A 22,017-nucleotide genomic window follows, 5' to 3' on the forward strand; every position below is an offset into this window, starting at 1 on the left:
TGTGTTTTCAGGTTATTTCCCGGGCAGCACAATTCCCGGGTGAACCGTACCCTTTATTTAAGTAAAACCATCCGTTTCTGCAAACCAGGCCGGCCATCAACCGTAATTCGATAAAAATAGATTCCGCTCCCCACGGAGATTCCGGCCACATTCCGGCCGTCCCAGCGAATGGAATAGCTTCCGGCGTTCCGGTGTCCCTGTGTCAGGGTCGTGACTTTTCTCCCGGAGATGTCGTATATCGTCAGACTGACGTCACCCGGTTTAGCCAGCGAGTAATTGATGGTGGTTGAAGCGTTAAACGGATTCGGATAATTCTGCAGCAGACGCACCCTGTCCGGGAGGGATTCCGGAGCCTCCGCCGTTCCCAATACAGTGACGCCCTCTCCCACCGGCTCAAGGATAGTGTTCCACGATTCATCGTTAATTGTGACGTTTTGCAGACTCAGATTAGCCACATTATCCAGGGAATTACCGTGGGATACGCCCTGGATGTTGCAGTTAATGAGCCGGATATTGCTCACGGGAGACTCGTTCAATCCCCGCATCCAAACTGCGTAATCGCTCTCCTGGCTTGTGACATTCTCGACCTTCACATTACGGACGGTCGGTGTGAAATCTCCAGTCTCGTTACTATAATAACAATTGACCCAGACTACTGCGCGGGCCACCTCACCGATCTCAATATCCTTGAAATAGACATTTTCCACAAAGCCGCCCCGCCGGGAGTTGGTCTTAATCCGGAGCGCGCGATCCAGGCTAGGGCTGTCCATATAACAGTTCTGGGCAAAGATATTCCGGGCGCCCCCGGTCATCTCGCTGCCGATCACCACCCCGCCGTGGCCGTCGTACATTGTGGAATTTTGGACAATAATATTTTCGCTGGGCACGCCGATCCGGCGACCGTCCGCATTCCGTCCGGCCTTTATTGCCACGCAGTCGTCGCCGGTATCGAACAGACAGCTGTCGATAAGGACATCTTTGGACGATTCCGGATTGCAGCCATCGTTGTTCGGACCATGGCCCCGCACCGTGACGTTCCGTACGGTCACATTTTCGCAGAGCACCGGATGGATATGCCACATGGCGCCGTTCAACACAGTGACATCCTCAATCAGGATGTTTTTACCCCGGTACGGCTGGATCATGTTGGGGCGAAGGTGGGAGCCCTCTCCGTATATCCGATCTTCAACAGCTACGCTATCTTCCGCCTGCTGCCGGAGTTTAATCACGTCACTACCCTGGGTATTTTTCCACGCCCACCAGTTGTCGTAATCCGCCTGACCGTCAAGGGTGCCCTTGCCGGTGATGGCGATGTTTTCCTGTTCATAGGCGTAAATGAAGGGCGAATAGTTTTTGCATTCCGTCCCCTCGAATCGGGTGTAGACCACCGGCAGATAATCTGCCGGATCGGTACTGAATTGCACAACCGCGCCCTCCCGAAGATGCAGATTCACGTTGCTCTTCAGGTGAATTGCCCCGGTCAGGAACGTATCCGCCGGCACCACAACCCGGCCGCCGCCCTGTGCGCTGCAGGAGTCGATGGCTGCATTGATCGCTTCAGTCGACTTGGTTTGACCCGTTGGATCGGCGCCATAGTCCGTAATCAGGTAATCCCGATCCGGGAAGGTCGGCGGCTGAATCCTGTCCAGGATCTCCGGAACCTGCGCCCAGCCGGAGTCGGGATTGTCGATGGTCCGGACAGTGAAATTCGTCAGGTAATCGCCCACGGCGATCTGGCTGCTGGCGACCTGGCTGTAATTTGACGGCGTCGGAAGGTGGAATTGCACCTGGTCACCGCTTTCGACTGTGCCGGCCTCGGACTGAAATTGGCCGTCATTTATCGAGAATGAGCCCGGATTACTAATGCGAATTGGTGTTGGTTCCGTTAATCCGCTGAGAGTCACTGGTTCAGAGGTCATATCAGACGACCGAGCCACGTCGAATTGGGTGGCGATTTCGAACGGATCCGGTGTCACGTAATTATAGTTCAGGTTTCGCGTGATCAGGATTAGGTTACTCGCCCCGCTCCCCTGATTTACCGGACCAATCGCAACCGTTTCCCCGGCGTTGAAATCCTTCCGGTACAGGCTGAATGATATCGGATTCGTTTCGCTGCTCACAAGATCATCGCCGGTAATTTCCCAATCATCCATCCATGCACGCGTTGAGACACGATCGTCAAAGGCGACATACACGGCTGCCGAATCAGTCACCTGAAACGTCGCCAGCGTATCGCCCCCGAATTCCTTGGAATCGTTTGCCGTTTGAATCCAGTTCAAACCGGTGTATTCATCCGGCAGGGAACTTATCGTATACTCCCGGTCTCCGTACATCAGATCTCCGACCTCCAGGCCGGATCGGATTTGCCAATCGGCCGCGTTTTCGGCATCGTAAACCTGCAAGTCTTCTATTACCGGAGGAATCCGGGCTGAAACAAATTGACCGAGAATCCCAATTATTAAAAAGATTCCAAGAGACAGTTTCCGCATAAACGTTCCTTCTTTAGCTCGTCGGTGCCGTCAGGTACCGGGTTCTATTCTTCGCCACCACCGCCGGAGGACACATTTTTACTCCGCTCAATGGACTGCAGCGCCAGATACCGATCGCCGAAACGTTCGACATTGTCGATCTCATCGTCGTACTGGTCATAGTGACGTTCTTCATCATCAACAAGATTTTCGAACAATTTCTTGGAGGCAGAATCATTATTTTTAGCGCATTCGTTGGCCCACTTGTTGTAATCCATTACGCTCTGCTCTTCCATGCCCCGGGCGATGGTGAGCATCTTTTCCACATCCTTTTCAGCATTGACCGGGTCAGCCAGTTCCATCTCCACGTCACCTCCTAAAAACAGGATGCGCTCCGCCAGCATTTCCACGTGGGTCATCTCTTCGATGGAAGTGCGTTTAAAGAGCTGTGCCAGCAGATCAAATCCCTGATCGTCGCAATGGAAGTGAAAATACATGTACTGGTGGACGGCAGACAGTTCATCAGCGACGGCTTTGTTCAATAATTCAATACTGTGTTCGTGCATCGGGAACCTCCTGTTCATACGTTAGAAATATCATAGTAATTTACTGGTCACCAGAGGGAGGCAAAAGGACTTTCGATGGAATAATACTTCGCAAAACCATTCACTGAATTGGGGGGTGAGAGTCGCAGGACGGAAGGTGTGAAAGTCCGGAAGATCGAGCATGGATTTTATCATCGGCCCTGGCGGAAGAGTCGTCCCAACGGGATCCCTGCGGGGAAGGATCTCGTTATTTAACCGGCGGAAATTTCTTGGCGAGATACCTCCTCCGGAAGGAGTCCCTGCCGGGACGCTCGTCCGGCGGCTGCCGGCCTCGCTCGGAATGACTCCCTTTATAAAATTCAGGCAATCTGAGCCACCCCATGATGGCAAAAATAAAGAAATTCCTCAAAATTGACTATCCTCGCAGCAGAGCAACGAGGTATTGAGCCAATTTTGTGGTTTTACCACCGGAATTTCTTTGGCAACAACTACCAAGAATCACCCACGACGCAAGCGACGGCGAATTCTTTGATTAAAAAAGCCCCGCACTCATCATACGGGGCTTTTCCAGGTACATCCTGGCATTCCAATGATGGAGGTGGTAAATCAGTCCACGAAATTTGTCTCTCCTGTCAACGTCACCTTCCCGGACGTGACTTCCGACGTTTCCGGAAAATTATCCGGTAGTCCACCACCGACGAAGATCTCGAATTCACCTGGCTCCACAATACGCTGACCGTTTTCGGTGACTAGGGCCAGATTCTCCGGCTGCAGAGTAAACTCCACCGTCCGGGTTTCGCCCGATTCCAAATGAACCCGCTTCATCCCCTGGAGCGATTGTAACGGAACCGGTCCGGTGGCGGCCAAATCCTTGACGTACAACTGAACGACTTCATCCCCGGCCATATCCCCGGTATTCGTTACATCAACGGTGATGTTTACTTCGTCATCTGTGGTTCCCTCAGAAGGGACTTTCAAGCTGCTGTAATCGAAGGTGGTATAGCTCAGCCCGTATCCAAACGGATACAGAGGTTCGCCATCGAAGTATCGGTACGTCCGGTTTTCCATGGAATATTCATCAAACGGCGGCAGCTGATCCACGGATTTGTAAAATGTGACGGGCAGTCGTCCCCCGGGACTGTAATCGCCGAACAGTACATCGGCCAGCGCAGTCCCGCCTTCCTGTCCCGGATACCAGAGATGAAGGATAGTCGGGATATTTTCCTTCGCCCAGCTCGAAGCCAGCGCACTGCCGCTGGACTGAACCAGCACTACCGGTGTTCCGGTCTTGTGTAATGCTTTCAGGAGTTTTTGCTGTACTGTTGGCAACTGGATCGAGGTTCTGTCCCCACCCCGGAAGCCCTCTACTTCGATGGGCATCTCTTCGCCCTCTAATTCTGCGGTTATCCCACCGACAAAGATTACCACATCGGATTCGGATGCCAGTTCTGTCGCTTCCTGTATCGGGTTCGCATCCAGCATCTGCCACTGGACAGAGAGACGCGGCCAGTTAGTCGCCTGGAAAAATTCCATGACGAATTCGTATTCCTCCCCTTTCACGACCTGGACAGCACCTTCGGTCGTAGAGACTTCGTTTTCATCCCAGTCACTCAGGATGGTATTCCCATCGATTTTGAGCCGATATCCGTCGCTGCCGGATACAATAAAATTCATCTTCCCGGTTTCCGGCGCGGTAAGGGTTGCTTTCCATCGTACGGAAAATTCCTCTCCCCTTCCGAGATCCGGCACCGATTCGCCCCACAGCCAGCTGTAGGAATTGATGGTGGCTGTCCCGGTGAAAAACGGTTCGCCTTTCAGATTCCTGTTATTAAAGTACTCCGCGTATAGTCCGGTTTTACCCTCGACGCTCACTAAATCATTGGAAAAATCATGGATTACGGCGCCGCCGCGAACCGGATTACTTCCACGGAGATATTCGACTTCCACATCCGCGGGGACCTTATTTTTTATGCCCTGAAGCGGTGTCACGTATTTTGAGGGCGTGCCGTTGTAGTTGCCCACTAACATGGCATACGAATCCGCCGTCGGTCCGATAACGGCAATCTTCCGGATATTTTCGCCCAGCGGAAGGATATCATCGCTATTCTTGAGCAAGACGATCGATTCCTGGGCCGCCCGGCGGGAGAGTTCCCGATGCTCCGGGGTATCGTTTTCATCAATGGTAATATCTGTATACGGCACCATTTCCGGCGGATCGAACATGCCGAGTTTCATCCGGGCACGGAGCAGACGTTTTATTGAAGTATCGATTGTTTCTTCAGCAATGAGTCCCTGTTCCACCGCCTGAACGAGGGCAGGTTCGTATACGTCTCCGCAATTCAGGTCCGTACCGGACTGCACTGCAAGCGCGGCCGCTTCCGGGGCAGTTTTTACCATCTTGTGGTCATTATAAATATCCTCGACGGCGCCACAATCGGAAACAATGTAACCGTCGAAGCCCCATTCATTCCGGAGAATGTTCTTTAGTAATGTATTCGAACCGCAGCAGGCTTCACCGTTCGTGCGGTTATAGGCACACATGGACGAATACGCTTTTGCCCCCTGGATAGTGGCACGAAACGCGGGCATGTACGTATCCCAGAGATCCCGCTGGTTCACGGTAGCGTTAAATTTGTGCCGCAGCGGCTCCGGCCCACTATGCACGACATAATGTTTCGGGGTGGCGATAACCTTGAAATATTCCGGGTGGTCTCCCTGTAACCCCTTCACGAATTCCACGCCCATCCGTGAAGTCAGATATGGGTCCTCGCCGTAAGTTTCCTGTCCCCGTCCCCAGCGCGGATCCCGGAAAATATTGATATTCGGGCTCCAGAACGTCAACCCGTAATAGCGGCCGTGGTTATCGTTTTCGATTGCGCGGTGGTACTTGGCCCGGGCTTCTGTGGAAATGACGTCTGCGATTTCGGCCATTAAATCAGTATTCCAGGTGGCCGCAATTCCAATCGCCTGGGGAAATACGGTGGCGGTCCCTGCCCGTGCGACGCCATGCAGAGCCTCATTCCACCAGTTATACTCCGGAATATCCAGCCGCGGAATAGCGGGAGCGTGATCCTGCATCTGGGAGACCTTCTCCTCCAACGTCATCCGCGAGACCAAGTCATCCACCCGCTGGTCGATCGGGAGTTCAGGATTGAGATAGTCGACCTCCTGGGCACCGAGTAAAACACCAAAAAGTAATCCAAATGTTATCATGAGGAATCGTGCGAACGTTTTCATAGCACCTCCGGTAAAGGAACTTTTGAATAATTAGAGAAAATTGATTTCCTTAACAATTGATCAAGTCGACACTAAATATAACGGTACTTCTCTATTATCGCATCCATAAAGATACTTGTCGCTTCGGACATGCACTATTCTCCTTTCGCCGTTCGCACTAGATCAATGGTGTGATTCAGCAGTTCCGTTCCGCCGTAATCGCCATGACCGGGAATTACGAATCGAATATCCCGATAGACATCCAGAATGCGGTCAACGGTTGCGTCCCACTCATCCACCACGGCTTCGGCCGTATTGCCGAGTCCCCTTGCTCCCGCTGCACGGATCAAACAGCCTCCGAACAGAATTCGCTGTTCCGGAAGCCAGACGGTGATGTTATCTCTGGAATGGCCACCGCCAAAATACCAGCACTCGATTGGGTCTCCATTGAAATGGAACGTCAGTGAGTCGGTGAACACCCTGGACGGGACCGGCAACCCACGGGCCCGGCAGATATCCACAGTCATGGTGTTGGCGATAGACTCAACTCCCCGGTTCTGCAGAAATTCCAGCCCACCGATGCAATCCGCATGGTAATGCCCGGCGATAAATTCGGTGACTTGCACATCCAGCGAATCTTCAAGGTATTCCACAATGATACGGGTTTTATCAATATCCATCGGCGTATCGACCATCACAGCTTCGCCGTTACTAATAACCAGTAATCCGTTGGACGGAAACCGGCCGAATTCATCGTTGGAGTGGTAGGTAACGTGCACAAAAACTGAATCCCGAAGGTGGACAAGTTGGACATCTTCTGTAATCCGTATGGTCTGAGGCTGTTGTCCTTTGATATCCTGGTGCCCGAAAAGGAACACAAAAATGATAAGTCCCGATCCGATTTTCCTCATGAAAATTCCTCCTTTTCGAACAGCTGACTGTGTAAGATTTCCGCGGTTTATTTCCCCTCGATGGTAAAATACAACAGACGATGTGCTTTTTTCGCCGTCGAAAAAAATCCGGCGATCCGAAAGGCCAGGCGTGTTCCAAATCCGAGTTTCCCGATCTCATCGGCATCGGTAAAGTACCACTCGTTCCGTAACCTGATTCCTTTTGCCCACTCTTCCATCAACCGGGCGTCATTTATCCCCCATTTGACCGACGCACCGGTCTTTTTTATCGACGGATGTTTGTTGACGCGCTTCGCCGTTAATTTGCTGTACGCATCGAAGGCCAGGTCGTAACTGCCGGCAGCATCGCGTAGTTTCAGGATAAGCTCTTGAACGTCCTCTTCTGCCAGATACATAAACAGCCCCTCTGCGATGACGAAAACCTGTTTCCCAGTGAAGGAAATACCGTCGATCCAGTTCCAATCCGTCACCGAGGAAGGAATCATATGGTACCGTTCGGATTCGGCAAAAAATTCCCGCCGGAGTTCGATCACGTCCGGCAGATCCAGATCGTACCATTCGACCTCCGGATTATTGAGCCTTGCGTACCGGCTGTCGAGACCGCATCCCAGCTGTAGGACAAGCGCTTCCGGATGCTTCTTCAGAAAAGCCCGAGTCCAGTCATCTAGTTTCTTCCCCCGCAAACAGAGCATCACTGCGGAACTCGCAGGGATATTCAGCGCGTCAAAATCGTACTCCACCCGGGTGAGGATTTCCCGGGCCTTTTCATCGAGAATGATAGGTTTCGCCTTCTCGCTCTCAACGGCGCGGGAATACAGTGGTACAAGCAAGGTTTCCCGCTCTTCAGACAGCCGGACGTGTTCCTTATTCTTGGTCATCTTTTGGGTACCCCGACTTTACTTATTGGAAATATGAATATACGGTAAACATACAGATTATAGTCGGTTTTTCTGCCCGTGAAGAAATCCTTTATACTTCCTTCCTGCATTGCACCATACATTGAGTTGGTTATTGGAGTGGTAAATTATCGTATTAACTACTATTACAACTATTGTTCCGTAGCGCAGAATTCCCCGAGACGACAATTAAAAATACAACCCACGGTTATTTGTATGGAATGATCTCCCTTCCGTTACATTTTTATATCGTCGGTGCGGAAATCTTGCTTCTATTTGATAATTAGCCATTTTTGCGTTACGCCGCCCGTCGGCGTTTCCAGCCGAAAGAGATACATTCCGGACGGAAGATCCCGGGAAGAAAATGCGGTTTGGTATCTGCCTGGGGGCTGGACCCCGGTCTCTCGCGACCAGCAGAGTTGCCCCTGCATATTATATACCCGGAAGTTCACGGATGCCGCTTTTTGTAAGGTGTAGGAAATTAGTGTATGGGAATTAAACGGATTCGGATAATTCGGATGTAGCGTAAAATCCTCCACCGTAGCCAGCTTTGGCGCTACACCGATTCCTGCCTGATGCCCGTAAAACAACTGGGATAATGAGTCGACAGTATCGGAATCCGATTCGGCAATCAGTGTAATCCAAAATCTTTTAATAAATTCAACCTGGCTATCTGGTGGGACGACAAAGGCGGAATCGTAGAGCCAGTGGAGGGTATCAATCGGTTCGTACCATACGGTATATTTCCACTGGGCGCTGGAATCGGCAATAAGAAACATGCTCTGCTCTGTACTCTGCCAGTTCCCCGTACTATCGACGTAGGACATATAAGGGGATTGAAAAATCACCGAATCCGGTCCGGCAGAGTCACGATAAACCGAGTAAGTCATCATCGGCGGTAGGCATCCGCTGTAAAGACGCACGGTGTCCGTTGCAGGGATAAACCGGATGAGCGGAGAATTGGACTGGGCGGATAATGGCATTGCGAAGATTACCAATGACAGACACATTAATGGCCATTTCATTGTCACCTCCTGTATTAAATCATGGCTGGTCTATTAAGCCCCTACATATTTTCCATATAGAAGGTAAGGCAAATCCCGACCGGAACAGAATATTTCCGTATGCTGGATTCCAAATCTGCCACAATCGATGGAATCCGGGTTTAGTCCACACCGTAATGAGGTCCCACTATTACCTGCATAACCCCGTCCGGAAAGATCCTCCCGGGTGGAATCTTCTATAATTTTCCAAAAATCGAGAGATAATGAATTCCAAATAGTTCCGAAAATACGAGATGCCCGATGGGTGACGGGCATCTCTGAAATCTAACTTTATATTGGAAAAACGAGACTCGATATCACCGTGAGGGTACCGCGAGTTCTTCGGTTGTCGATACCGGCGTTCCGAAGTTTGGTGTGCCGTCCTCATTCCAGGTGAACTTCTGGATGCGCGGGGTCCGGCCCATATCACAGCCATCAGATTCCAGGTCGTTGGCGTGATACGCCATCCAGTCCTCCGTACCATCCGGAGATTTGAAGAATGTATTGTGTCCCGGCGCGTAGACATCTATGGAATCAGCCCGTTCGAAGACCGGCTCGGGTTTTTTGTCCCAGGAGTCCGCTTCCAGGGGATCGCCGCCGTTGTACGTCAGCAGACCGAGTTTATAGTCCGGCCCCCAGCAGGCGCTTGCCGCATAAACGATAAAGGTCTTTCCATTCCGTTGGAGCGCTACCGGTCCCTCGTTTACCGGATGAGTCTGGCGCTCCCATTCATACATCGGTTTGGATATAACTGTTTCTTCACCAATTGTAGTCCATGGATTGCTCATTTCTTTGATAGCGAGATCCTGGGTTTCGTTCCAGACGCTGTAGATGGCGTATAATTTTCCGTTGAGTTGCATAACGCCGCCGTCCAGGGCATTGCGTTCCACCAGTTTACCTTTATAGGTGTACGGTCCCATGGGATCGGTGCCCTCGCTCTCGATGACGTGCATGTACTGGGTATTCACGAAATCATCGCCCGGTGCCCCGCCGGTAAAATAGCCGTACCAACGCGGGCCGTTCGGGCCGTCCAGCAGAAAGAACTCCGGCGCCCAGTAGTTACAACAGCGTGATTCGGTGGAATCCTGGAAAATCCGGACCGGTTCGGCAATTTTCAGTTCGTTAATTGTTTTGGCCTTCCGCATGGTAAGACCGACTTCCGGGCCACCCCAGGTGGTGGCGGCCAGATAGTAATGGCCCTCGTAAAACGTCATCCAGGGATCGGGGCCGCTGTCATTGAGCGGATTGGTAAAGGTAACAGGGGCTACTTGTGACTGCGCCTGCTCGCCGCCGCATCCTGTCATCAGCACTACTGCTGCAGCTAACCCCATCAATGTAATCTGTTGCAGAATACGTCGTAATATCTGCATTCCCATGGTTGTTACTCCTTTGTGTGTGAACTGAATCTATAAACAGTGAAACTGCCGAACCTCTGTATGAAAAGGCAACTGAAATTTAGGAGATCACGTATTGAAATCACAGCCGAATTTTCCGAACCTGGTATAGGCTAATTTCCTGAAAACGTGTTGAAAAGCGCCCGTGCACTCATCACCCATGACAATGTCAATATTGCCGCGCCGATTCCATCTGGGATGTTTTACCCGGCCGAGTAATTTACTGCAATACTCTCCGAAAATAATATCGGAGCCCGACATTTCCTGACCAATCCCGGTGTATTTGATGTGGTATTACATAATTGTCCGGATACACCGGTCCTACATCTGGGCCGGGGTGGTATGCCGGATTGGTGTGCCAGTTCTCCGAATAGATGAACTGATAATTAATATATAGCGAAAGGCGATTTTCAATAAAGTAATCCACATTTCCGCCCAGAGTATACCGGTCATCCCTTTGCCAGGAAATTTTTTGTCGGTCAATTCGGTTTACTTATTCACCAAAATCGATCTGAATTTCATACTTTGATAACAGGCCCGTAACAGCGGGCACAGAAAATTTTGCCCATGCGATCCGATTGGTTTCCGGGTCGATGGCATAGTTCACAGCGTTGCGTAGATCAGCTTTTTCCAGTACCGTATGGTCAAAAACCGCATTGCGCAGGTCACTGTCTGCGAAAATGACTTCGCTCAGGTCGCTTTCGGTAAAATCGACCTCGTGTAATTTGCAATTGGAGAACGTCGTCCCCGGCAGTTTCATCCGGTAAAACGTGGAGTGATTCAGCTGGCAATTCACAAAATCCGCAGAAAATATCAGATCATTGCACTCCTCAAATTGTACTCCCAGCATTTTACAGTCTTCGAATTGAACATCACGGAGCGACGTCTCCATTAGATTTACCGTACTGAGATTGCAGCCGATGAATTCACATTCGAGAAAACGAATCTCCGATATATCGCCGCCCGAAAAATCACAATTTTGAAAAGTGCAATATTCGTAATCCCCCTTCGGCAAGGGTGTGGAAACGAATTTTTGTCGAGTAAACACCTTGTCTTCTGTAAAATCCTGTACCATTATCTTACCAGCAGTGTCATTGATTTTCGGATTAGCAAAAAGCGATAATTTTAACGTGAACCTTTCCCCTGATTTTTCCGGTGATGGAAGATGGAACAAGCGTCCGACTAATTTAGCACAATTTTGGGTTTTCGCATTCGTTAATTCGGCTCTGTCTAACGCCAGAGTTCCGTTCGGGTATACATCTGTAATTTATTCCTATTCCACTTCCTGATTTAAACAAACCGTTATTTGTGCTATCTTTAGAAATGGTAAATCATGAAAACTGAGGAAGCGGAGAAAATATGGCGGAAATTCGGCCATTTAAGGCAATGAAACCAAAGGAAGACGTGGCACACCAGGTTGCCAGCGTTCCTTATGATGTTGTTAATCGCGAAGAAGCAAAGGAACTAGCTTCTGGGAATCACCTGAGTTTTTTACGTGTGACACGCGCTGAGATCGAACTTGATGCCAAAATTACCCCGTACTCTGATAGAGTCTATCACAGAGCGCGGGAGAACTGGGAACGCCTTCAGAGAGAGGCGCCGATGCTCCGGGATGATAATCCGTATTTTTATATCTACAAACTTTGCTGGAATGAGGAAGAACAGGTCGGTATTGCGGCAACGTTCTCAATTGATGAATACCAGAAAGATGTCATAAAAAAGCACGAAAAAACGCGGCCGGCTAAAGAAGACGATCGGACGAACCATATCCTCGCCACGGAAGCACACACCGGCGCCGTTATGCTGACTTACAGAGGGGTGTCGGTACTGAATGACACCGTCGATAATATTATGGGTGAAAATAAACCGTTGTACAATTTTACTGCAGAAGACGGCATCAGACACACGATATGGCAGGTACCTGAGGAATTAAACAACACAATAATCTCAGAGATGGAGAAGGTAGAGCACCTGTATATCGCAGACGGGCATCACCGCGCTGCCAGTGCAAGCCGGGCCCGTGAAGAAAAAAAAGAGCAGAACTCGCAGCACAATGGTGACGAAGACTATAATTACTTTTTAGGGGTATTGTTTCCGGCGGAGCAGGTCAACATCCTTCCGTATAACAGGATTATTTTTCGGTTTCCCGAGGATACGCAGGAAAACTTTGTAGAGAGAATTCGGGAAAACTTCACAGTCGAAGAGACTGATTTACAAGCGCCTCCGGAGCAAAAAACGTTCTGCATGTACTATGACGGCCAATGGTATTTCCTTCGGCCAAACGATAACGTCTGTCCCGGAGAGAGCGTGGGAGATAATCTTGACGTCAGCATCCTGCAGGACTATTTATTGAACCCGGTTTTTGGCATCGAAGATCAGCGGACCGACGAAAATATTGATTTCATTGGTGGTATCCGGGGCACTGGCGAGTTGGAAAAACTCGTGGATACGGGCCAGGCGGTGGTTGCCTTTTCGCTGAACCCGGTCTCGGTGGACGATTTAATTAATATCTCGGATGCAGGTGAAATTATGCCACCCAAGTCTACTTGGTTCGAGCCTAAACTCCGGGACGGTTTGCTGGTGCATACAATCTAAACCTGCCACGCTATTCTTGAGCGAATTATTGTCCCAAAGTTATCAATCATTATTTTGACGGCACAAGAAATTTGGAGACGAACATCCAGAACACGATTCCGGTGCTTAGTGCCATAAACACAGAAAAGCCGATAGTCATCAACGGCATTCCCGATTCCGAACCTGCAAAACTGGCCTGGTAATACTGAAATAAGTGCCCGCCCATGGCCAATGCCGGGACAATGATCGCCGCAATCCGGATAAAAAGATTTAAACGCTTTCGCCGCTGGACGCTCCGTGAACGATGCGAAACCACACTTGCGATCAGCAGCGTCAGAGCGTATACTCCCGCGACAATCCAGGTCATTGTGAGCGCATTTTCCGCCGTCAGCCCAATTCCTGTAAATCCATGATATATCCGTCGTCCAATCAGATACCAGGGATACCCGAGTACGATAAACACCGTCACTATCATGCCTAAGACAAGGGCAAACGAAAAACCCGAATCACTGTTATCATCCACTGGATCTTCTCTGCTTTGTACCCTCTTCCATCCCATGGCTGATTCTGGATCAGAGACTTGCATTTGAGTAGATGACTTCGTCTCCTTTGGCATAATTATTCACTCCTCGCTGGGGTGTTGTGTTTTTCCGAATGCCGGTCGATATGAGGTTGAGAATCCATAGAATACGGGCGTTCGGAGGAATTAGTCATCGTCATTTTTACTGTATTTCCAATTTATGTCAATCCGTTGAAAGGGACATGACCTTCATAATGTAATTCAACCATTCCCGGGATCCGAGAGTTCAGTAACCCTCATTTTTATTACGCATCCCATTGAAACCATTTGACATCCTCATCTTGAATTTTATTCTGCAACACAACGCTCTGCAAGTGAGATAAGGTGAACCAATTGACCTACCATGGAACTTCTATCATTGGGTTGGTAATGAGGACTAATGTAAACAGGATTAACTGTATAGGGCTCATTGCAACGGGGATTAGGGGTCCAAAGGGTCTCGTGAAATTCTCAGGTCCTAAACATTACAGATTATACCGTTCTCCTAAAAGCGCCCGACACGGCTTTACGCACTATGTAGGACAGTCTTGATTATTTTTTGTTAATGTTCATTTTATTAGACTTTTCCAACATTGTTGATTACTGATTCTTTTTTCACCTGGTTCCAATGACAATTGAAGCAACTAATTTTCCGGCTTTCAGGGTTTTCCGCAGAACGACACTAAATTTCATTTGTGTTGAGGGCACCAATTTCATATTATTTCGTCAAATAACGAAATAATTGGTACCTATTATGGACAAGGTTATTGAAACATTCAAAGCACTCTCCGACCAGAACCGGGTTCGAATTCTAAAGTTGCTTCAGGTTCGGCCGCTCTGTGTCTGTGAAATTACGGAGATCCTCGGCCTTGCAACCTCGACGGTCTCGAAACATCTCTCCATCCTTCGAAACGCCGGTTTTATCACAGATGAAAAGGACGGACGCTGGGTAAATTACTCCCTGGATGAGTCCGGACGAAACCCATATGCCCAGCGATTGCTGTCGCAGGTCAAAGAGTGGCTATTGGAGAATGAGACCGTGCAATCGGATATCGATGCTCTTAGAGACATTGACAGATACATCCTCTGTAACATCGACGAATAATTCGATCTCTGGCAAAGTAATTTCAATTTAAAGGCAAAACGAGTGAACTGGAAATCGGAATACAAGGTGCTCTTGTGGATGGTTGGCCTCTTTCTTTTCGCCTTCTTTCTCCCCATGGGCTACCCGCAATTCCGTCAGAGTGTATTCGATGCGCTGGCACTCACGAAATGGTACGCACAGGAACACGTGTTACTCTGTCTGGTGCCGGCATTTTTCATCGCCGGGACGATTGCCGTGTTCATCAGCCAGGCATCGGTCATCAGGTATTTTGGCGCCGGGGCGAAAAAGTGGCTAAGCTACGCCGTTGCCTCGGTCTCCGGCTCCATTCTGGCAGTCTGCTCCTGTACGGTGCTGCTGCTGTTCTCCGGGATATATATGCGGGGCGCGGGCCTCGGACCGGCGATCGCCTTTCTGTACTCCGGTCCAGCCATTAATATTCTGGCGATTATTCTAACTGCCAGAGTCCTCGGACTCAAGTTGGGAATTGCCCGCGTGGTCGGTGCCGTGGTGTTTGCCATTGTTATCGGTCTCATCATGCATTTCGTCTATCGGAAGGAAGAGCGGGAAAAAGCCGCAGCCCAACTGGCAATGCCGCAACCTGAGGACGGGCGCCCCTTTTGGCAGACCGCGTTCCACTTCGTGGTGCTGGTGGGAATTCTGGTTTTTGCCACCTGGGGTGAAGCCGCCAGCGACACCGGCCTCTGGTCCTGGATGTATGCGCACAAGTGGACGCTGGTGATCGCATTCGGTCTCCTGCTGATGTACTCGCTGATCCGCATTCTGGAGATACCATGGTGGCAGGTAGGTTTGGGCGCGGCAGTAGTACTGGTCACAGGGTATTTTTTTCCGGGATATTCCCAGCTGACATTTTCTGTGGCGGTCATCGCTCTGGGGATTATTCTCTCTGTGAATCCCGGTGAGCCGGCCGAATGGATGTCGGAAACCTGGGAATTTACCAAGCAGATCATGCCGTTGTTGGGCGCCGGAGTGCTGGTGGCTGGTTTTCTGCTGGGAATGCCCGGCAGTAGCGGCGGCATTATCCCGGATCAGTGGATTGTTTCCCTGGTCGGTGGCAATTCCCTGGGATCCAACTTTTTCGCCTCTATCGTGGGCGCGTTTATGTACTTCGCCACGCTGACGGAAATTCCCATCCTGCAGGGACTCATCTCCAACGGGATGGGACAAGGGCCCGCTCTGGCCTTGCTGTTAGCGGGACCAGCAGTCTCCCTGCCGAACCTCCTGGTGATCCGGAGTGTGATTGGCACCCAAAAGACCAGCGTATTTTTTGTGCTGGTCGTCATCATGGCCACTATCAGTGGGATGATATTCGGCGTTATGATATAACAAAAAATCGGACAGAATTGACAGGATGAACAGGATTTAAAAAAAATAACAAACACCATTTTAACCAGACTAAAGATAAAAGGAAGTTTGGTAGAGCCTACAACCATATTGGTTTTAAATTATCAATTTTTATGGTTTTTCTATCCTGTGAATCCTGTCTCAAAAAAGGAGGAAATCGATGTTACACATCAAAGTCGTCGGGACCGGATGCCCGAATTGTCAGAAGCTGGAAGCTTTGTGTAAGGAGATCGTTGAGGAGAATGAAATGGGTGCGCAGATCGATAAGGTCACTGATATGAACAGATTCGCCGAGCTGGGCGTCTTTATGACACCGGGGCTTGTGGTCAATGATGAAGTGGTGAGCAGCGGGAAAATCCCAACCAAATCCACGCTGAAAAACTGGCTACAGGAGCGGGTGAATTAGTAGGATCTCCCCGTTCAATGGATAGTGATATGCGGGTAGGGAGGTGAATAATCATAGAGAGGAAACGAATTGCCAATGGATAATGTGACCAAACGCCTGTCATTCCTGGACCGCTACCTGACGCTCTGGATTTTTCTCGCCATGTTTATCGGCGTATTCTCGGGACATCTGTTCCCGGGCGTGGCAAATTTCTGGGACAGTTTTAGTGTGGGTACCACCAACATTCCCATCGCCATCGGTTTAATCCTAATGATGTACCCACCGCTGGCAAAGGTCAAGTACGAGGAACTCGGCGAAGTCTTTCGAAATGGGAAAATCCTGAGCCTCTCGCTGGTACAAAACTGGATCGTCGGGCCGGTAGTGATGTTCATCCTGGCCGTCGTCTTTCTTCGGGATTATCCCCACTACATGGCGGGACTGATTCTGATAGGACTCGCCCGGTGTATCGCCATGGTCATCGTCTGGAATGAGCTGGCGGAGGGCGATACGGAATATGCCGCCGGACTGGTCGCCTTTAACTCGGTCTTTCAGGTGGTGTTTTTTTCATTTTATGCCTATGTATTCCTGACCGTATTGCCGGACTGGCTGGGACTCCATACCTTTACGGTGGATATCACCATCAGGGAGATCGCGAAGAGTGTGCTGATTTATCTCGGACTTCCCTTCTTCGGGGGCATAGCAACCCGGTTCATCTCCCTGCGGATGAAAAGCCGGGAATGGTATGAGACGAATTTTATTCCACGGATCAGCCCGCTCACGCTGATCGCCTTGCTGTTCACCATCATCGTCATGTTTTCCCTCAAGGGCGAATACATCGTGGCTATTCCCATTGATGTCCTCAAAATAGCCGTTCCCCTGGTTCTGTATTTCGTCATCATGTTTTTCGTCTCGTTTTACATGGGGAAACAAATCGGCGCCGATTACTCCAAAACCACAACCCTCTCTTTTACTGCCGCCAGCAACAATTTTGAACTGGCGATTGCGGTCGCCGTTGCGGTCTTTGGCATTAGTTCCGGGGAAGCCTTCGCCGCCGTGATCGGTCCGCTGGTGGAAGTCCCGGTGCTGATCGGGCTGGTGAGCGTGGCGCTCTGGCTGCAGAAGAAATATTTTTCCTCGCCGCAACCGGCGGAGATAGAAGTTGGCGACACCTGTCCGTGGCGCCCGAATATGGGGGACGATATCCAACCGGAGATCCCTGAAAAATAACATAGAAAGAGTACAGAGAAGCAACGATGAACGTTAAAATACTCGGCCCCGAGTGTCCCCGGTGTGAAAATCTGGAACGGAAAGTCCGCAATTTGGTCTCGGACACTGCGCCGTGATCGTAAGTACAACTCGTTCGTGTAGAAGTATCTGACCTGGAGCAGCCAGTCGAAAACCACGGCCTGGATCCAGCGGACCACCGGTGTGCTGGTGATCCTCGGAGAAATATATTTTCTGTATACCGGTATTAATCAGGATGCGAATACCCCATTTTCAGGCTGTATCAGAGCTTAGGTCGATTCAGGTGAATGTAATATGGTCGCTCAAAAACACGATCCTCAACTCTTACTATCTGTCCCTACGACAACTTGAATTCTATTCTGAAGAGCAACACCCACTGGTAGACAAACGGCATTTGGCTGCAATTTGTAATAGTGACCTAAACTTCAAAACCCTTGCCTAAATTAAATTTCATCGATCCGGCCCTTGGAAACGCGATTTGCATAAAGTACTGAGATGACGGTCTGAGAGCTAACTAGCTCCTGCTGTCCGGTGCAACGGAGGATATTGATAAAAAGGTCCCCCGTGGATGCGGAGTTCGGTAGGTTATCATTGTCGCACCAATTCCCATCCACCATTACCTCACCAAAGGAGGACCCGATGTATTACTCCGGCATCGATTTGCACCGGGATACCTGTACCATTGTGACACTCGATGATTCCGGCACGAAAGTCAAGACCGGAACGCTGCCGACCGAGGCTGACGGGATCGCGGCCTACTTTGCTGCGCTGCGCGGCACGCACCACGCTGTGGTCGAGTGCACCACCGGCTGGTACTGGTTGAGCGACTTGTGCCAGGCCCTCGACGTGGACCTCGTGCTCGCCCATGCGAAGTACCTCAAAGCGATCGCCTATGCCAAGGTGAAGACTGACGCCGTCGATGCCCTCACCATGGCCCACATCCTGCGCCTCGGGTATATTCCAGCGGCCCATCAAATCTCCCGGGAACGGCGGGGCCTCCGGGATCTCCTGCGGCACCGACTCCGTCTCGTAGAAACGCGGAGTCGCCTGCAAACCCAGGCCCAGGCCGTGTTGTTCAAGTTTAATCACGGCCCCATTGCCGGAAAATACTTGCGCGATATCGATCAGTTAGAAGGCAAACTCGCCACGACCTTTCCCGAGGCCTACCGCCTCCAACTGGAGACGTTTGCCCTCCAATTGTGCCAATTGGATACCAGCCTGCACGCGATCCGGGCGCAGTTGCGGACAGACTTGATCCCGCAACCGGACGTCCAGCATCTCCTGACCCTTCCGGGGGTGGGGCTGCTCACCGCCCTGACCCTGTACCTGGAGATTGATGGCATTCAGCGCTTTCCCACGGTCGGCCACTTCTTGTCCTACGCTCGGCTGGTCCCGGGCGCGCATAATTCGGGCGGAAAACAAGCCCATGCCCGGCGGAAGGACGGCAATCGGTACCTGAAAATGGCCGTCGGGCAGGCCGCCCCGAAAGCCCGCCAGTATTATCCGGTCATCCACCGCGGGTTTGAACACACAAAACGCCGGAAAGGCTTCCCCATCGCCAATGCCCTGCTGGCCAAAGAATTGGCCCGCGGGGCCTACTACGTCTTGCTCAAAGACGAGCCCTTTCATGGCCACTGGAAGGGCCAACCACTTGCGCATCAGAAACACCGCCACTGGCCTCAGCCGGTGACCGCCTCCCACTAACTGTCTCTGCAACAAGGGACGCCGCGGAGGATTGCGGCACCGGCTGGACGCCGAACATATATCTGGGATACTCCGAGCCACTCGGAGCACTGCCGGAGCGAAAGCGACCGGGAGGAAGCCCGCAAAGGGGTCTGGACGCCAGGAGCGTCCGGCTGATATGATCGGCGGACAGCGGTGACATCAAACTGGAAAGTGTCTCAACACAGGAAAGTCCGGCTGAACCAAGGCCCGTTCAGCGATGGTGACGTGTTTTTGCTTGACACGAACCTTTTAAAAGGGGTTAGGCCGCACAATCTCATTTCAACAAGATCGCTTTGTGGGATAGAACCTGCTCAGACGTTTGGAGCACGATAAAATATACGCCACTTGCGCTCTGCGCTGCGGGCCATGTCACTTCATGCGCCCCGGCCTCCCAGGATTGGTGCGTGACGGTCGTCACCAGGTGCCCGGACACTGAATAGACCAGCACTCGGATGCGTTGCTGGGACGGCAGGGTAAATCGGATAGTCATACGCTGATTACTCGGATTCGGATAGCAATCTAAGGTAGGGTGCTTCGGAAGCATGTCGCGGGGATCGGATTCGATGGAGACTTGACGCCCATTAATCCGGGCGGCAAGCAGCCGGCGGGTTTCGGTACGTTGCGCAATCATGACGATCCCAATACTATCGGCAAACCAGTATGCCGTCTTATCGTGCATAAACATGGGATAATCAATTCCCACACCGAAGCACGCGTCAAACACCCGGGCGGACGTCTCGACTGATCGCAAAGGCGCCGCAACTCCATAGTGCCCAACGGTGCTATCGGGTTTCCACGAGACAAAGGTATCACCGACGGCGGTCGTAAAATCGAACCACGGGGTAACGATAGAATCTCGCGCCACCCATTCCCAGAGCGTCTGCGTGGAATCCCACCTGACCTGCCACGTTCGATTCGATTGCGTCATGTGCCACAGCACGTGGCCTGCCACCGTGTCTTGCCCCGTCACTTCCCACTGCACCGTATCAAGCACCGACGTTTCTGGATACACTTGATATGTCCACGTATTCCCGAGTTGCAATGGAAGCCAGTTCGATTGCCCAAAGCTTGACGTGACGCATACACAGCTAAGCAATACACACAAACATAAAGATTTCATCACCTCCTCCTTTGACAACGCTTGAATTCAATTCTGAAGTGCAACACCCCCTGGTGGACAACGCGTGTCCGGTGCTGTAGGTTCGGATGCAGTGGTTGCCACAAAACCGAAAGGAGTGTTGCCCATGGCCTATGGCCATCTCTCACAGAATGAACGCTTTATGATTGCCAATTTGCTTGACTATGCCTATCCGGTGTCGGAGATTGCCCAGATGTTGCGCCGCAGTCCCAGCACCATTTCTCGGGAAATCCGCCGGAACCGCACCCCGGACGGGTACCATGCCGGCCAGGCCGACGCCCAGGCCCAGCAGCGCCGGTGGGACGCGACCTCGCGTACCATCTCCGATCACCAGTGGGCCCTCATCGAGGACAAGATCCGGCAGGACTGGAGCCCGGAGCAAATCCACGGCTGGCTCGACCACACCGGCCAGCAGCCGGTCAGTCATGAATGGATCTACGAATATATCTACCGCGACCAGACGGCCGGGGGGCCGCTCCATACCCATTTGCGCTGCCAAAAAACGCAGCGCAAACGCTATGGCACCTATGGGAAGCGCGGGCCCATTCCCCACCGCGTCTCCATCTCCCAACGCCCCGCGACGGTCGACACCCGCGAGCGCATTGGCGACTGGGAAGGCGATACCATCCTGGGGAAAGGCCGCTCCCAGGCTCTGGTCTCCCTGGTGGATCGCGCCACCCGCTTCACGCTGCTGGCCAAGGTCGACCGCAAGGCCGCCGACGCCGTGCAGGCCGCCATTGTCCGGCTCCTGCGCCCCTATCCAGCCCAGACGCACACGCTCACCCTCGACAACGGCCCCGAGTTCGCCCGCCATCAGACCATGACCCAAAAACTCCACATGGCCGTCTACTTCGCGCATCCGTATTCGGCCTGGGAACGGGGCACCAATGAAAACACCAACGGCCTGGTGCGCCAATATCTGCCCAAAGGCACCGCCTTCGACGATGTCACCGACGCGGATCTCGACTGGATTATGCACCGTCTGAACACCCGGCCCCGAAAATGTCTGGACTATCGAACCCCGGCCGCCCTATTTTATGGAAACCACGAAACGTCGTCTGTTGCACTTCGCGGTTGAATTCAAGAATATGAAGCCCCCTAACGGCCCCAGTTCACCGGCAGCCTGTCCCGTCGATCCGGCATTTGACTACAATATGGAATAGTGGAGACACTTTCCAAAATGCGCTAAAATTTAGGTTGACCTAATCCGGCCATCGAAAATACGCCTTGCATAAAGTTCTGAGATGACATTCCAAGAGCTGAACAGCTTATGCTGTCCGGTGCAACGGAGGTTAGGCGGTTTTTGTTTTAGGAGAGAAGAAAAACGCTAGTGGATGGGTAAAATTCGGGCCCGGATTTTTTCCGGATCGACCACGATGAGTGCCCCAGCGGATAATTCAGACTGAAATTGATTGAGCGCTCTAATTACGGCTTCTTTCATTGCTTCCGGA

At 51.4% G+C, this 22,017-nt stretch carries 17 protein-coding genes; 7 read left to right on the plus strand and 10 right to left on the minus strand.

From position 1 onward, the window contains the following. Positions 1-53: 53 nt before the first annotated feature. From K9N57_12925 to K9N57_12960, 8 genes are all read right to left on the minus strand, one after another. The gene (locus K9N57_12925) at positions 54-2,489 is read right to left on the minus strand and encodes a T9SS type A sorting domain-containing protein (protein MCF7805087.1); all 2,436 of its coding nucleotides are present in this window, start codon (positions 2,487-2,489) and stop codon (positions 54-56) included. A gap of 44 nt (positions 2,490-2,533) precedes the next feature. Then, entirely contained in the window at positions 2,534-3,034 is a 501-nt protein-coding gene (locus tag K9N57_12930; protein ID MCF7805088.1) for a bacterioferritin, read from the minus strand. A 585-nt stretch (positions 3,035-3,619) separates the two neighbouring features. Then, a complete protein-coding gene (locus tag K9N57_12935) occupies positions 3,620-6,226 on the minus strand; it encodes a glycoside hydrolase family 3 C-terminal domain-containing protein (GenBank protein ID MCF7805089.1) in 2,607 nt (868 codons plus the stop codon). Positions 6,227-6,384: 158 nt separating this feature from the next. Continuing rightward, positions 6,385-7,140, minus strand: a complete 756-nt coding sequence (gene bla / locus K9N57_12940) for a subclass B1 metallo-beta-lactamase (GenBank protein MCF7805090.1) — start codon at positions 7,138-7,140, stop codon at positions 6,385-6,387. 47 nt (positions 7,141-7,187) lie between these two features. After that, a complete protein-coding gene (locus K9N57_12945; GenBank protein ID MCF7805091.1) occupies positions 7,188-8,018 on the minus strand; it encodes a class I SAM-dependent methyltransferase in 831 nt (276 codons plus the stop codon). Between the two features lie 290 nt (positions 8,019-8,308). Beyond that, complete coding sequence (locus K9N57_12950) at positions 8,309-9,061, minus strand: T9SS type A sorting domain-containing protein (protein ID MCF7805092.1); 753 nt, start codon at positions 9,059-9,061, stop codon at positions 8,309-8,311. Between the two features lie 335 nt (positions 9,062-9,396). Further along, positions 9,397-10,449: a glycoside hydrolase family 43 protein gene (locus tag K9N57_12955; GenBank protein MCF7805093.1), complete on the minus strand. Its 1,053-nt coding sequence runs from the start codon at positions 10,447-10,449 to the stop codon at positions 9,397-9,399. A 517-nt stretch (positions 10,450-10,966) separates the two neighbouring features. After that, entirely contained in the window at positions 10,967-11,548 is a 582-nt protein-coding gene (locus K9N57_12960) for a pentapeptide repeat-containing protein (protein MCF7805094.1), read from the minus strand. Positions 11,549-11,832: 284 nt separating this feature from the next. Here K9N57_12960 and K9N57_12965 point away from each other — a divergent pair, with 284 nt between their 5' ends. After that, the gene (locus tag K9N57_12965) at positions 11,833-13,068 is read left to right on the plus strand and encodes a DUF1015 family protein (GenBank protein MCF7805095.1); all 1,236 of its coding nucleotides are present in this window, start codon (positions 11,833-11,835) and stop codon (positions 13,066-13,068) included. Between the two features lie 49 nt (positions 13,069-13,117). Here the strand turns inward: K9N57_12965 and K9N57_12970 are convergent, their stop codons facing one another. Continuing rightward, the gene (locus K9N57_12970; GenBank protein ID MCF7805096.1) at positions 13,118-13,663 is read right to left on the minus strand and encodes a hypothetical protein; all 546 of its coding nucleotides are present in this window, start codon (positions 13,661-13,663) and stop codon (positions 13,118-13,120) included. A 697-nt stretch (positions 13,664-14,360) separates the two neighbouring features. Between K9N57_12970 and K9N57_12975 the strand changes: the two genes are divergently transcribed. From K9N57_12975 to K9N57_12995, 5 genes are all read left to right on the plus strand, one after another. After that, on the plus strand, positions 14,361-14,711 hold the full coding sequence (locus K9N57_12975; protein ID MCF7805097.1) for a metalloregulator ArsR/SmtB family transcription factor: 351 nt from the start codon (positions 14,361-14,363) through the stop codon (positions 14,709-14,711). 42 nt (positions 14,712-14,753) lie between these two features. Continuing rightward, entirely contained in the window at positions 14,754-16,055 is a 1,302-nt protein-coding gene (locus K9N57_12980) for a permease (GenBank protein ID MCF7805098.1), read from the plus strand. Between the two features lie 178 nt (positions 16,056-16,233). After that, positions 16,234-16,479, plus strand: coding sequence for a thioredoxin family protein (locus tag K9N57_12985; protein MCF7805099.1), 246 nt, complete (start codon positions 16,234-16,236; stop codon positions 16,477-16,479). Positions 16,480-16,554: 75 nt separating this feature from the next. After that, positions 16,555-17,685 (plus strand): ACR3 family arsenite efflux transporter, encoded by a 1,131-nt coding sequence (arsB, locus tag K9N57_12990; GenBank protein ID MCF7805100.1) that lies wholly within the window; start codon positions 16,555-16,557, stop codon positions 17,683-17,685. 657 nt (positions 17,686-18,342) lie between these two features. Then, complete coding sequence (locus K9N57_12995) at positions 18,343-19,407, plus strand: IS110 family transposase (GenBank protein MCF7805101.1); 1,065 nt, start codon at positions 18,343-18,345, stop codon at positions 19,405-19,407. Between the two features lie 295 nt (positions 19,408-19,702). Here the strand turns inward: K9N57_12995 and K9N57_13000 are convergent, their stop codons facing one another. After that, positions 19,703-20,440, minus strand: a complete 738-nt coding sequence (locus K9N57_13000) for a T9SS type A sorting domain-containing protein (protein ID MCF7805102.1) — start codon at positions 20,438-20,440, stop codon at positions 19,703-19,705. 232 nt (positions 20,441-20,672) lie between these two features. Here K9N57_13000 and K9N57_13005 point away from each other — a divergent pair, with 232 nt between their 5' ends. After that, the gene (locus K9N57_13005; GenBank protein ID MCF7805103.1) at positions 20,673-21,644 is read left to right on the plus strand and encodes an IS30 family transposase; all 972 of its coding nucleotides are present in this window, start codon (positions 20,673-20,675) and stop codon (positions 21,642-21,644) included. Positions 21,645-22,017: the final 373 nt, after the last annotated feature.

It is taken from the genome of Candidatus Neomarinimicrobiota bacterium (assembly GCA_021734025.1).
In the GTDB taxonomy this organism is placed as follows: domain Bacteria; phylum Fidelibacterota; class JAANXI01; order JAANXI01; family JAANXI01; genus JAANXI01.

Excerpts from the sequence above, each read along its gene's own strand:
- K9N57_13005 (MCF7805103.1), top strand. The coding sequence starts at position 20,673 with ATGGCCTATGGCCATCTCTCACAGAATGAACGCTTTATGATTGCCAAT.
- bla (MCF7805090.1), bottom strand. The coding sequence starts at position 7,140 with ATGAGGAAAATCGGATCGGGACTTATCATTTTTGTGTTCCTTTTCGGG.
- K9N57_12985 (MCF7805099.1), top strand. The coding sequence starts at position 16,234 with ATGTTACACATCAAAGTCGTCGGGACCGGATGCCCGAATTGTCAGAAG.
- K9N57_12960 (MCF7805094.1), bottom strand. The coding sequence starts at position 11,548 with ATGGTACAGGATTTTACAGAAGACAAGGTGTTTACTCGACAAAAATTC.
- K9N57_12970 (MCF7805096.1), bottom strand. The coding sequence starts at position 13,663 with ATGCCAAAGGAGACGAAGTCATCTACTCAAATGCAAGTCTCTGATCCA.
- K9N57_12925 (MCF7805087.1), bottom strand. The coding sequence starts at position 2,489 with ATGCGGAAACTGTCTCTTGGAATCTTTTTAATAATTGGGATTCTCGGT.
- K9N57_12950 (MCF7805092.1), bottom strand. The coding sequence starts at position 9,061 with ATGAAATGGCCATTAATGTGTCTGTCATTGGTAATCTTCGCAATGCCA.
- K9N57_12955 (MCF7805093.1), bottom strand. The coding sequence starts at position 10,449 with ATGCAGATATTACGACGTATTCTGCAACAGATTACATTGATGGGGTTA.
- K9N57_12965 (MCF7805095.1), top strand. The coding sequence starts at position 11,833 with ATGGCGGAAATTCGGCCATTTAAGGCAATGAAACCAAAGGAAGACGTG.
- K9N57_12995 (MCF7805101.1), top strand. The coding sequence starts at position 18,343 with ATGTATTACTCCGGCATCGATTTGCACCGGGATACCTGTACCATTGTG.
- K9N57_12930 (MCF7805088.1), bottom strand. The coding sequence starts at position 3,034 with ATGCACGAACACAGTATTGAATTATTGAACAAAGCCGTCGCTGATGAA.
- K9N57_12935 (MCF7805089.1), bottom strand. The coding sequence starts at position 6,226 with ATGATAACATTTGGATTACTTTTTGGTGTTTTACTCGGTGCCCAGGAG.
- K9N57_12945 (MCF7805091.1), bottom strand. The coding sequence starts at position 8,018 with ATGACCAAGAATAAGGAACACGTCCGGCTGTCTGAAGAGCGGGAAACC.
- arsB (MCF7805100.1), top strand. The coding sequence starts at position 16,555 with ATGGATAATGTGACCAAACGCCTGTCATTCCTGGACCGCTACCTGACG.
- K9N57_12975 (MCF7805097.1), top strand. The coding sequence starts at position 14,361 with ATGGACAAGGTTATTGAAACATTCAAAGCACTCTCCGACCAGAACCGG.